The 12,634-nt window shown below is 64.2% G+C and carries 10 protein-coding genes; 2 read left to right on the plus strand and 8 right to left on the minus strand.

Features of this window, described 5'->3' with window-relative positions:
• Positions 1-39 precede the first annotated feature (39 nt).
• The gene (locus AC4D2Q_RS14035) at positions 40-651 is read left to right on the plus strand and encodes a malonic semialdehyde reductase (protein WP_490947153.1); all 612 of its coding nucleotides are present in this window, start codon (positions 40-42) and stop codon (positions 649-651) included.
• 15 nt (positions 652-666) lie between these two features.
• Here AC4D2Q_RS14035 and AC4D2Q_RS14040 read toward each other — a convergent pair whose 3' ends face one another.
• Positions 667-1,728 (minus strand): SPFH domain-containing protein, encoded by a 1,062-nt coding sequence (locus AC4D2Q_RS14040; RefSeq protein ID WP_490947154.1) that lies wholly within the window; start codon positions 1,726-1,728, stop codon positions 667-669.
• 228 nt (positions 1,729-1,956) lie between these two features.
• A complete protein-coding gene (locus AC4D2Q_RS14045) occupies positions 1,957-3,732 on the minus strand; it encodes a glycerol-3-phosphate dehydrogenase/oxidase (protein WP_490925165.1) in 1,776 nt (591 codons plus the stop codon).
• A gap of 209 nt (positions 3,733-3,941) precedes the next feature.
• Here AC4D2Q_RS14045 and AC4D2Q_RS14050 point away from each other — a divergent pair, with 209 nt between their 5' ends.
• On the plus strand, positions 3,942-4,850 hold the full coding sequence (locus AC4D2Q_RS14050; RefSeq protein ID WP_490947372.1) for a sugar-binding transcriptional regulator: 909 nt from the start codon (positions 3,942-3,944) through the stop codon (positions 4,848-4,850).
• 21 nt (positions 4,851-4,871) lie between these two features.
• Here the strand turns inward: AC4D2Q_RS14050 and AC4D2Q_RS14055 are convergent, their stop codons facing one another.
• The 6 genes from AC4D2Q_RS14055 to AC4D2Q_RS14080 form a co-directional block, all read right to left on the minus strand.
• Positions 4,872-6,251, minus strand: a complete 1,380-nt coding sequence (locus AC4D2Q_RS14055; protein WP_490947155.1) for an ABC transporter substrate-binding protein — start codon at positions 6,249-6,251, stop codon at positions 4,872-4,874.
• 9 nt (positions 6,252-6,260) lie between these two features.
• A complete protein-coding gene (locus tag AC4D2Q_RS14060; RefSeq protein ID WP_490947156.1) occupies positions 6,261-7,244 on the minus strand; it encodes a carbohydrate ABC transporter permease in 984 nt (327 codons plus the stop codon).
• A 16-nt stretch (positions 7,245-7,260) separates the two neighbouring features.
• Complete coding sequence (locus AC4D2Q_RS14065; protein ID WP_490925162.1) at positions 7,261-8,193, minus strand: carbohydrate ABC transporter permease; 933 nt, start codon at positions 8,191-8,193, stop codon at positions 7,261-7,263.
• 10 nt (positions 8,194-8,203) lie between these two features.
• Positions 8,204-10,447 (minus strand): alpha-galactosidase, encoded by a 2,244-nt coding sequence (locus AC4D2Q_RS14070; RefSeq protein WP_490947157.1) that lies wholly within the window; start codon positions 10,445-10,447, stop codon positions 8,204-8,206.
• Between the two features lie 200 nt (positions 10,448-10,647).
• Positions 10,648-11,475: an SDR family NAD(P)-dependent oxidoreductase gene (locus tag AC4D2Q_RS14075; protein ID WP_490947158.1), complete on the minus strand. Its 828-nt coding sequence runs from the start codon at positions 11,473-11,475 to the stop codon at positions 10,648-10,650.
• A gap of 100 nt (positions 11,476-11,575) precedes the next feature.
• Positions 11,576-12,544 (minus strand): bile acid:sodium symporter family protein, encoded by a 969-nt coding sequence (locus AC4D2Q_RS14080; protein ID WP_490947159.1) that lies wholly within the window; start codon positions 12,542-12,544, stop codon positions 11,576-11,578.
• Between the last annotated feature and the right edge of the window lie 90 nt (positions 12,545-12,634).

The raw sequence follows: 12,634 nt of genomic DNA on the forward strand, positions 1-12,634 counted from the left end.
TTGAAACATCAACTAAACCTATTCAGGAGGTCTGCTCATATGAGCGACAGCGTTCTGCAATCATCAGCTCTGGAGCCGGCGGCGCTTGGCCAGCTCTTCGTCGAGGCCCGCACGGTGGCCGAATTCAACGACGAGTCCGTGACGGACAGCCAGCTGCAGGCCATTTATGACCTCACCAAAATGGGTCCCACGGCCATGAACATCCAGCCGCTGCGGATTACCTGGGTTCGCTCCCCCGAGGCCCGTGAGCGCCTGGTGAAGCACATGGCCCCGGGCAACCAGGCCAAGACCGCTGCAGCTCCGCTGGTCGCCGTCCTGAGCTTTGACCGCACGTGGCATGAGCACTTCCCCACGGTTTTCCCCCCGGCCGCCGAGCGGGCCGCCGATTTTGCCGCCAATCCGGAGCTGAGTGCGGTGATGGGCAACAACAATGCCCATCTGCAGGCAGGCTACTTCCTCTTGGCAGTACGGGCCGTCGGCCTTGCCGCCGGTCCCATGGGCGGCTTTGACGCAGCCGGGCTCGACGCCGATCTGCACCAGGGCCAGGACCGGCAGTCTTTCCTGGTCGTGAACATCGGTGTTCCGGCCGGAGAGCCGCGCCATCCGCGCCTGCCCCGTCTGGACTACGCGACGGCGACCTCCGAGCTCTAGCCGCCCGGTTCCGCGTTACTGGCCCGGCGACGCACCAGGGATAACGACGCCGCTGCCCCCGCCGGGCCAGCAGGAGAAACCGGCGGGCAGCTGGTATCCCTTCTCGACTGATTCCGCCAGCGTGTCCAGGCAGCGCGAAACCAGGACATTCGGGTTGTCACTAACGGATGTCGACAGCGTGTTGTTGGCCGCCGCCTGTGCCTCGGCGGTGGCCTTGCGCTGTTCGGCGATCCGGGTCTCCCCGATCGCGGCAACGTAATCGTCCAGCTTCTTTTGGGTGGTCTCCGAAAGCTGCATGTAGGAGATGGTGATCGACTGGATTTCTGCCATCGGTTCGGCGCCGAGCCGGGTCTTCATATCCTCCTCAACCACCTTGGAAACGGCGTCATAGTCGGGAGAGAAGGACAGCTCGGCGGATGAGGCCTCATTGTCGGCGCTGTTGAACTGGGCAACGGGGTTGTAGTCGCTGAGCGCTTTCTGCAGGGACGCCTTCAGCTGCGTGCTGATCACCGCATCCCGGAATGAAAGGGTAGGGTCGTCCGATTTGAAATCCTTGTAAACCCGGTCGGCCTCAGACTCGACGATGTTCCAGCGGTTGGTGATGGACACGCATGCCTGCGAACCGTCCCCGATGCGCACGGCGACGCATTCTTCACCGCGGTAGTCGTCCGTCTGGATGGTGCCGTCAATTTCTACGACCTTTTGCCACGGCGCCTTTGTGTGCAGTCCCGGAGAAAGCGTCTTCTCGGACACCTTGCCGAAAGCCACCAGCACGCCGGCATTCTTGGCGCTCACCGTAGTGAAGAGGCCGGAAGCAAGAATCCCCAGCGAAATGAGAATGGTGACGATGCCAATGCTGATGGGGATTGTCGGGTTGGCTTTGGGAGAAGACTTCGAAACAGAAGCTGACTTTTCCTTTTCCGAATCCCCGGATGACGTCTCATGGTCAGTCCCCGCCGCTTCTGCAGGTTTGTTCGGGGCTGCAGACGGCACCGGAGCCCGCCGCATCGCCAGGCCTGACATCAGAATCACCAGACCGGCAACAAACAGAATTACGGAAATAATGGCAATGGCCAAGGGAGACCGACTTTCAGGGCACGGAAATTGTCATAGGCGACCCTACGGGGTGAAAGATGCATCTCAAAACCCGGATACTTCCGTAAAAAGATGCCGACCGTGCCATGAAACAGAGCCCTGAGAATTCTCACAGCGTTAAACAACGGAAGGGCGGACACCCTTACGGTGTCCGCCCTTCCGTTACGAACTGCGCTGTTGAAAAAACGGCGCTGCTTTGAACGGCGCTGCTTAGGCTACCGGAGCAGCAATCTTCATGCCGTGCATGTTGACCAGCAGTTCGCGTGCAGCCTTGATCTGGCGCTCGGCTTCGGCGTCATCCCAGCCAAGCTGCGGAGCCAGCAGGCCTGCCAGTTCGGTCAGCATTTCCGCGGTCACCAGGCCACGGAAGGCCAGCGACGTACGGCGGATCAGGATGTCGGACATCCGGGTGATCTGCTCGTGCTCAACCATGTAGGTCAGCTCGCGGGTGCTCAGCTCGTTGGTCGAGGCCAGCAGCTGGTCTCCGCCCTGGGCCAGGAACTCAAGGACGTCCGTGGCGCGGGTGCCGTAGCGGGTCAGCAGCACGCGGACGCGGTCGCGGTCAGCAACCTCGCTGGCGGTGCGGTTGACCCACAGGCGCTCTTCGGCCTCGGTGCGGGGGAAGCCCTTGCCGCCGCCGATCTGCAGTTCCGACGTCGTCGTCTTCCGCGGCATGCCCAGTGCGGTCATGGCCTCGGAGGCGAGGTTTTCGGAGAGGGCGCGGAAGGTGGTCCACTTGCCGCCCACGAGGGACAGGCTGGTGACGTTCTTGCCGCCGCGGCGGTCAATGCGCTTTTCGATGCGGTAGTCACGGGACACGAAGCCGGGCTGCGTGTCATCGTGCTTGGGCAGCGGGCGAACACCGGAGAAGGTGTAGACGATGTGGTCGCGGCGTACGTCGATGGTCGGGAACACATGGGCGACGAGTTCGAAGAAGTACTCTATTTCCTCGTCGGTGCAGACCGAATCCTCGGTGATGTCGGCGTCGATGTCCGTGGTGCCCACCAGGACACGGTCACCCATCGGGTAGATGAGGACAATGCGGCCGTCGGTGTGCTCGAAGAACAGTTCGCGGCCGTTGCAGGCTTCCAGCAGTTCCGGGTGGTCCAAGACGATGTGCGAGCCCTTGGTACCGCCCATGAAGGAGGTGCGCTTGCCGAAGGAGTCGTTGGTCTCGTCCACCCAGGCGCCGGTGGCGTTGATGACGACGTCGGCCTCGAACAGGAACTCTTCGCCGGTCAGCTCGTCGCGCAGCAGCGTGCCGGCGTCCGTGGTGCCCACGGCGGAGACGTAGTTGCTGGCACGGGACTGCGGGTTGGCCTCAAGACCGTCGCGCAGCACGTCCAGGGTCAGGCGCTCCGGGTTGTGAACGGAGGCATCGAAGTAGGTTGCGGTGTACTTGACGTCCGAACGCAGCTTGGGCAGTTCCTGCAGGGACTTCTTCTTGCCTACAAAGTTGTGGCGGGGGGCCACGCGGCCTCCGCGGGAGAAGAAGTCATACATCAGCAGGCCGGCCTTGATCAGGACGGCGCCGCGCTCGGTGTGCTTGCCCTGCTTGTGAGTCAGGAAGCGCAGCGGAGCTGCAGTGATGCCCGAGAACGTGCTCGTGATCGGGATGGTGGTCTGCAGCGGCTTTACGTAGTGCGGGGCCAGACGGAGCAGCGCATTGCGCTCGACGACGGACTCGTGCACGAGGCGGAACTCGCCGTTTTCCAGGTAGCGGATGCCGCCGTGGATCATGTGCGATGAGGCGCCCGATGCACCCTGGCAGTAGTCACCGCGCTCCACGAGAGCTACGTCCACTCCCTGCAGCGACAGGTCACGGAAGGTGCCTACGCCATTGATGCCGCCGCCGACGATGAGCACTGAGGCCCGGGGGCGGTCCTTCAGCTGCTGCACCACCGGACGGACGGCGGTTTTTCCCTTGGTGGGGTTCACGGAATTGTCCACGACTATCTCCAAACGCTTCTGTGGCGGCTTTGCCATATCCCACAATGTTCGGAGTCCGGGGCACCGGCAATCGAGCTGATGCACAAACGTGCAGCCTGCCATAATGGAATCATGTGGATCGAAGCAGTGTTGGCGGGCAGCAAGTGAACAAAGATGTCACCAATGCGTTTTCGGTGAGGCCTCTGGAGGGACCTACCGCGACTGAGCGGGAAGGCCGTGACCGGGACGCCCTGCGGGCAGCCCAGATGTACTACCTCCAGAACCTGACCATGGAGGCAATCGCCCGGGAACTGCGGATATCGCGCTCCACGGTTTCCCGTCTGCTCTCCCATGCCCGCAGTACCGGACTGGTGGAGATCCGCATCAAGAGCGCCTCGGACCGTGCCCCGGCGTTGGAGAAGGAGATCAGCTCGCGCTTTGGCATCCATGCCCGGGTGATCCCTGTGGCAGAGGGCGTGTCTCCGTCCCAGACGCTGCAGCGCGTTGCTGTGCAGGCGGCCCATCTCATTGGCCCGCTCATCGATTCCGACGCCATTGTTGGGGTTGCCTGGGGCTCTACGCTCGGTGCCGTCAGCCAGTATCTGTCCGTGAAGAACACCCACGACAGCACAATTGTGCAGATGAACGGCGCGGGAAACTTCCGCACGTCGGGCATCACCTACGCCAGCGAAATCCTCCAGCGGTTCGGCCACGCCTACGGTGCGCGCGTGGTGCAGTTCCCGGTTCCCGCGTTCTTTGACCATACGGAAACCAAGGAAGCCATGTGGCGGGAGCGGCCCGTGAAACGCGTGCTGGACCTGCAGGCCCGGATGAACACCGCCATCTTCGGCGTCGGTTCCATCAAGGCCGGCGTGCCCAGCCACGTCTACAACGGCGCCTATCTGGACGAAGAGGACCTGGATGATCTGATGGCCGAGGAAGTGGTGGGCGATGTTGCCACTATGTTCTACCGCGCCGACGGCACCTGGGACGGCATTCGCCTCAACGAACGCAGCACCGGCCCGGATTTGGAGCAGCTGCGCCAGGTTCCCCGCCGGATCTGTGTGGTGGCCGGGGAATCAAAGGTCACCAGCCTCCTGGGCGCACTCCGGGCGGGGCTGGTCACCGACCTCATGCTGGATGAGAACTCGGCGCGGCTGCTGGCCTCTGCCTGACGGTGCAGCCGCATCCTCCCGTTATCCTCCCGTTTCAAAGAGGACGTTGATCGCGTCGTTCGTCTCTCGAAGGGTCGACGCCGGCACCCGGTTGGCCCAGATGTCCTCCAGGGACGGTTTCATCAGGGCCGTGACATCCGCTGCGTGCGTGGTGACCGAGACGTAGAAGGTGCTGTCTTCCTCCACGGGGGCGATAAAGGGATCCGGGTCTATTCCCATGCTCCGGTAGACCTCCGCGGCGATGGGCGTAGAGTCACGCCGGGCCGGGAAGACCACACCGGCCTGGGCAACCTCCTGCTGGCAGGCGGTGGATCCCAGGAACGCCACCCAGGCCGCGGCACCCTCGGGATTGTCGGTGTCCTTCACCACGGAATCCGCCAGCCCGTTAAGCATGGACTTCGACGTCCCGTCGGGGCCGATGGGGGTCCGCGCCGTACCAACCTGCATTCCTTCAGCCTTGGCGTAGGAAGTAATGGTCCAGGCGCCGTCGGGAACTATGGCTACCTTTCCGGAAGCCAGCTGCCCGCTGGTTCCTTCTGACGCGTTGAACTGTCCGTAACGCGGCATGAAGCCCTTGTCCGTCAGTGAAAAAAACCAGTCCAGTGTCTCGTGAAGCGCCGGGTCGTCGTAGTTATAGCGGTCTCCCCACAGTGCCTTGTTGGTGGAGGTCCAGTCGTTCGAGGCGGCAAAAGCGGACCACTGCGCCTGCCCGGCGTTGTCGCCCCCTGCCGCGGCCACGCCGAATCCGTAAACGGACACGTTGTCCTTATCAAAGCCCGGCTCATCGCCGCGTACCCCGTTGTCGTCCACGGTCAGGTGGGCCACTATTTTCTCGAACGTTCCTCCGTCCTCGGGGTTCCAGCTCCACCCGTCCAGGTCCGCCGCCGAGAATCCGGCTTCGGCCAGCAGATCGGCGTTGTAGAACATGGCTATGGTGTCCCAGTCCTTGGGCATGCCGTACTGGTGGCCGTCCGGTCCGGTCCACAGATCGGCCAGGCCTGCCTGGAAATCGTCAGGATCCACGGCTGCCGTGGCGGGCAGTTCATCCAGGGGTGCCAAAACCTCAAGCTCGGTGAATTGCGGATATTTCGAGACGTGGTTGGTAAACACGTCCGGACCGGTGCCGGCAATGAACCCGGCGGTGAGCTTGGTCCAGTAGCTGTCCCAGCCGGTCTGGGAGATGCGCACCTCCTGGCCGGGGTTTTCCTGCTCGAACATTTGCGCGCATTTCTGGTAGGCGGGCAGCTGGTTGTTGTCCCAGAGCCAGTAATCAATGACGCCGGAGCCGCCGGCGTCACTTTCTGCCTGCCCTCCGCATCCGCTCAGGGCCAGGACAGCTGCGGTAAGGACGACGCCGGCCCGGGTCACGCGGCGGCGAGGGGAAATGCCAAAGTGTGTCATGGTGTGCTCCTACTTGATGCCGCTGAAACCGATGGAGTTGATGATGCGCTTCGCAAAGACCGCAAAGAGGGCGACCATCGGCAAAGCGGCAATCAGGGTGGCCGCCATCAGGCCGGCCCAGTCCGTCCCGGACTGCGGCGACTGGTCCCGGAAAACACCCAGGGCTACGGTGAGGATCCGGGATTTGTCGGTGTAGGAGACCATCAGGGGCCAGAAGTACTCATTCCATGACGTGATGTAGGTCAGGATGGACAGCGTGGCCAGGGGTGCAGCGGAAAGCGGCAGGATGACCCTGAAGAAGATACCGACCTTCGAGACCCCGTCCAGGAGGGCCGCCTCTTCCAGTTCGTTGGGCACGCTCATGAAGAACTGGCGCAGGAAGAACACGGCGAACGGCGTCATGAACATGCTGGGCAGGGCGATGCCCAGCAGGGTGTCCACCAGGCCCAGCTGCTTGATCAGGACAAAGTTGGGCAGCAGCGTGAAGATGGCGGGAACCATCAGCCCGGCCAGGAACAGCGCAAATACCTTGTCCCGCCCGGGCCACTTCAGCCGGGAGAAGGCGTAGGCCGCCATGGCGGAGAACAAGATCTGGCCTGATGTCACCAGGGTGGCTACTACCACCGAGTTCAGCAGGTAGCGCCAGAAGTTCATGGCCGTGCCCGCGCCGCCCTCCGCAATGGCTTCCTCGGTGGTGGCCATGCCCAGCACCCGTTCAAAGGCACCCCAGCTGAACTCGGGCGGGAGCCAGGACGCAGGATGTGCCTGCAGGCCGGCGTTCGTGGACAGTGCTGTGCGCAGCATCCAGTAGAACGGAAACAGGGTAATCAGGATGACGGCCACCAGGAAAGCCCAGGCCAGGGCCCTGCCCGGGGTGAGGCGCCGGCGTCGTCGTACACGTTCCGGGTTGTTGCCGCCGGGCGGGGTGTCCAGGGAAACGTCGGTGGAGGCCAGGGTGCTTCCGAGGGCACCCGGTGCGGGAATCGCGTTCATTCTAGGATCCTCGGATTCAGTTCAGGTCGGTGGAGCCGGCGCGGGTCAGACGGAACTGGACAAACGTGATGACCGCCAGGACCACCAGCAGGGCCACGGACATGGCAGAGGCATAACCGAATTGGAAGCGTCCAAAGGCCATTTCAAAGATGTAAAGCTGCAGGACGTTGGTCGCGTTGGCCGGACCTCCCCCGGTGGTGACGGACACCGTGTCGAAAACCTGGAAGCTGCCGATCACGGTCATGATCAGCACGAGGGCCATGATGGGGCGCAGCAGCGGAAGGGTGACGGAGAAGAAGGTGCGGACCTCTCCGGCACCGTCAATCCGTGCCGCCTCATACACCTGTGGAGGGATCGCCTGCAGGCCGGCGAAAATCAGCAGGGCCGTGTACCCCATGTGCCGCCATACGTTGATCAGAGCAATGGTGGGAATGGCCCAGGTCTCACTGGACAGGAAGCCGATCCGGTCCAGCCCGATCCATTCCAGCACCTGGTTGGCCACGCCAAACTGGGTGTCCAGAATCCATAGCCAGACGATCGCCGCCACAACGTTGGCCACCAGGTATGGACCCAGCACCAGTCCGCGCAAAAGCGATGACTGGGTCAGCTGATGCATCAACAGCGCTATCAGCAGGGCCACAACGGTTTGCACGCCGATGTTGATCACCACGTACTGGACCGTGACCACCAGGGAGTCCCAGAAGATGGGGTCCTGGACCAGCCGGCGGTAATTGTCCAGACCCACAAATTCCGACGGCGTCAGCAGGTTGAAGCTGGTGAAGCTCAGCCAGATGCCGCGGACCGTGGGCCAGGCAAGGAAAAAGACAAAGCCGAGTGCGGCCGGAGCGATGAAGAGAAGGGCAAGCTTAGTGTCCTGACCGGAACGCGGCCGCCGTTTCGGCGGCGTTCCGGCGACGCTGCTCCGTTGCAGCGGCGTGGTGGTTGCCATGGCCGGTGCCTCAGCCCTGGACCGCAGCTGCGGTTGAGGAGACTGCTTCCAGATGCAGTATGCGCATCTCATCCGGGTGGAGCCCCGGAGTGTGGACGCCCACCTGTTCCAGTGCCCGCCCGGTCAGGACTGCACCCTCGCTGCCCGGCCACCACGGCGGCGGCCGGAAGCCGCTCGGAGCAGGGCCCGGAGTTACGTCGCGGAGCCGGTAGGCCTGCGCCGGTTCCAGGCCGCGGAATTGGAATCTGCCCAGCGGCTCAACATCCGAGACCGCGGTGCGCACGACGGCGAACAGTGCCTCGCTGCCTGCCTGGTCCACCACCCCGTGGATCTGCAGAGACGGGTCGAAGGAATCCAGGCGCACCATGTTTCCGCTGTGCAGCAGCGCGCGGTGTTCCTTGTAGAACTCCACCCACTGGGCCAGCTCGCTGCTCTCCTCCGCGGTGGCCTCCGTCAGGTCCCACTCGATGCCCAGATGTCCCCACACGGCCGTTCCGGCCCGGAAGTGCAGGGTGTGCATCCGGCCCGTGGTGTGTGAGCGCAGTGAGGCGATGTGGGATCCCATCAGTTCCGGCGGGATCAGCTGCTGCGTCCAGCGGTGCATCCGCTGCCGTTCAAGGGGGTCGATGCAGTCCGAGGTCCAGACCCGGTCCGTGTGTTCCAGGACGCCCAGGTCCACGCGGGCGCCGCCGGAGGAGCAGGACTCGATTTCAAGTTCCGGGAATCTTTCCTTCAGTTCGGCCATCAGCCGGTAGGCGGCCAAAGTCTGGGCGTGGACACCGGGGCGTCCGTCGGGCTGGGTTCCGGCCTCGGTCAGGTCCCGGTTGTGGTCCCATTTGATGTAGGCGATCGGATAGCGCTCCAGCAGGGCAACCATCTGGTTGCGCACATGCTCGTAGGCTCCGGGCATCCCAATGTTGAGGACCTGCTGCTGCCGGGATTCCAACGGCAGCCGCCCGGCCGGCGCCATAATCCACTCCGGATGGGCGCGGGCCACTTCCGAATCCGGATTGACCATTTCGGGCTCAAACCAGAGACCGAATTCCATCCCCTTGGAGCGCACGTGGTCGATCAGCGGATCCAGGCCGCCGGGCCACACTTCCGGGGAAACCACCCAGTCCCCCAGCCCGGAGGTGTCATCGCGGCGGGAGCCAAACCAGCCGTCGTCGAGCACAAAACGTTCAACGCCGACTTCCGCTGCACGGTCCGCCAGCTCGGTAAGCCGGCTCAGCCGGTGGTCAAAATACACGGCTTCCCACACGTTCAACGTGACGGGCCTCGGACGGGAGGGATGCTCCGGGCGGGCGCGCAGCCAGGCGTGCAGGCGCCGGGCCTGGTCATCGAGCCCGTTCCCCCAGACGCCGTACAACCAGGGCGAAGTGTAGCTCTCCCCCCGTCCAAGCACCAGCTCGCCGGGCAGGAGCAGTTCGGAGCCGCCCAACACCTGCAGCCCGTTGGAGAGCCGCTCTGCCCAGGCGCGGTGGTTGCCGGAGAACCCTACGTGCAGCCCCCACACCTGGCCGTCGGCAAATCCAAATCCCGGCTCACCCGCTGACAGGACGTAGGCCGCGTCCGCACCGGTGCGGCCCTTGCGTCCCTCGCGCAGGTGGATTCCCACCGGCAGTGCAGTGCGTTGGGGCGCACGTTCTCCGCCCCAGTGTCCGGCAAAGTCCAGGATTTCCCGGGCACGCGCGGGAAGGGGGAGGACAAGGCCCAGTTCCTGGACCCGGTAACCTCCTTCCCCGGTGTTTGTCACGCCGGCGCGGGTGCGCAGCAGGCCCGACGGCGCCAGTTCCAGCTCGATCGTCAGTTCCAATCCGGAGAGCTCATCCGCCGCCGTCACGAACAGCTGGGCTGCACCCGTACTGGTGAGGGCTCCCTCTGTTGCTGTTTCCTGCTCCGCCGGCACTCCCAGGTTCACCCTGGTAACGGTGAACAGAGGGGTCCACGCCGTGCCGTTCCGGTCCCCTGCCAGCCCCGGCCGGCCGGTCCATCCCGCATGGAGTGAACCGAGCATGTCCGGACGGACGGGAACATCCAGGCTGTTGGCGGACCCGTGTGGAACAGCTGCGGCAGCGAGCATGGCGGCTTCTTCGGCTCCAAGGCCGGGCAGCGCCGCTCCCCAGTGCACCACGGATGGCAGTTGGTCATGGGAAAGATCCACCAGCACCGAAACACCCCCGCTGCACAGATGAACGCGGCAGGCGCCGGTGGTGTCGAGGACGGGGGAAGGTTCGAGACTGACAGCTGTCACTAGGGCTCCTGCAGTGGGACGGGCGGGCCGTCCGCACTGCAGCGGCCGGCTGGTGTGATGTACGTCATACCGTAGCCGCCTGCAGCGTCGATTCAACTACCCCGTGCCCGCGAGTCGCAGGGTGCGGACACCCGTCGTCGCCTCCCGGACAGAGCAGCCGGACAATCCAGTCAGACTGCTGCCGCCGATTGTGCCCCGGCCTAGGATTCCAGCATCGCCACCGACCGGTTCCACAGGCCCAGCGCCAGGGCTCCGTCTGCGGCCTGCCGGTTGGGACGGGCAACCTTGCACCGCTCGTAGTACTTTCCCGTCGGATAGTCCTCCCCAGGCGTTCCTTCCGCCAGGAACACCAGCGTCCGTGCACCTTTCTCGGGGCTGGTCAGGAAAAGGCGGCGCAGCGGCGTGGCATAAAGGGCGTGCATCGCCGAACCCTTGGTGCTGGAAAAACCCGACGCTATGTTGCCCGGGTGGAACGCCGTGGAGGTGGCGCCGTGCGAACGGTAGCGGCGGTCGAACTCCTGGGTGAAGAGGATCTGCTCCAGTTTGGTGTTCCCGTACGCTTTGCGCGGTTTGTAGTTCTTTTCCTCCTCGAGGTCGTCCAAATCAACGGAGGCAAACAACCGGTTTGCCACACTCGAGGTGTTAATAACGGTCCCCTTGGACTCCAGCAGCCGGTCCGTCAGCAGGCGGGTCAGCAGGAACGGCGCCAGATAATTCACCTGAAACGTCATTTCATGCCCGTCGCCCGTCACCTGGCGTTCCTTGCCGAAGATGGCACCGGCGTTGTTCGCCAGCACATCAATGCGCGGATACCGCTGCAGCAGCTCCGAGGCGAGGTTCCGCACGTCGTTCAGGACGGCGAAGTCAGCCAGCAGGTATTCGCCGCCGGTTTGTTCCGCCACGGCGGCCGTCTTTTCCGGTGACCGGCCAACCACCACCACATGGTGGCCGTCCCGGGCCAGCTTGCCCGCGGCAGCCGCCCCCACGCCGTCGGACGCGCCTGTGATCACGATGGTCTTGGAAGCCACGGAAGGCCTGCTTTCCTCTGAAGTGCCGGGACGGCATCACCCTAGCCGGGCGGATACGGGAAAGGTAGCCGCCCGGCGCGGTTCAGGAGCCAACGTCGGATCAGACTGTGGGCCGGCTCCGCCAGAATGCTGCCATCAGCGCACCCGATACGTTGTGCCACACGGAGAAGACCGCTGCCGGCAGGGCAGCTTCGGGGGTGAAGTACTGCTTGGCCAACCCGGCGGCCAGCCCGGAGTTCTGCATCCCCACTTCGACGGCCATGGTGCGCCGGGAGGCAATGGGCTGCCGGAACAGTTTTGCGGTTCCGTAACCCAATCCGAGGCCCAGGCCGTTGTGCAGGATGACGGCGAGCAGGATCAGCCAGCCGGCGGTGACAATGGCCGCAGCGCTTCCGGCCACCACGGCCAGGACCACAAAGGTGATGGCCAGGACGGAGATCCAGGGCAGGACCGGCAGGACCCGGTCCACCAGCCGCGGCACCGCATAACGGATCGCCAGTCCCAGCACCACGGGGATCAGCACAATCTGGACGATGGACAGGGCCATTGAACCGGCGTCCACCGTCATGTAGCGGCCGGCCAGCCACAGCGCCAGCAGCGGGGTCAAAAGCGGCGCCAGCAAAGTGGAGACAGAAGTCATGGCCACCGAGAGGGCCACATTGCCCTTGGCTAGGTACGTCACCACATTGGAAGCCGTTCCGCCCGGCGCGCAGCCAACGAGGATGACACCGGCCGCCAGCTCGGGACTGAGCTGCAGGGCCCACGCGATGCCTGCACCGAGCAGCGGCATGATCACGAACTGCGCCACCACCCCCAGCAGCACGGGCAGCGGCTGCCGGACCACCAGGGCAAAGTCCGGCAGGGTCAGGGTCAGGCCCATGCCGAACATGATCAGCATCAGGGCCGGATTCACGAACGTTGACAGCCCGGTGAAGGGCTCGGGGAAAAACAGGGCCACCGCTCCCCCGGCGAGAATGAGCAGGGGGAACACTGTCACGGCCACGCGCGCACTGCGCTCTTCGGCCGTCCGGATCCGTTTGGGTGCTGAGGTGATGGGGTTCGCTGACATCTCCACATGCTGGCATCTGCTGCGCGGGTGCGCTATTTGTGACGCAGAGCTACGCGCGGACCCGCCGCCGTCGTCGTGCGGGAACGACGA

It is taken from the genome of Arthrobacter sp. TJ-178, from assembly GCF_058269275.1.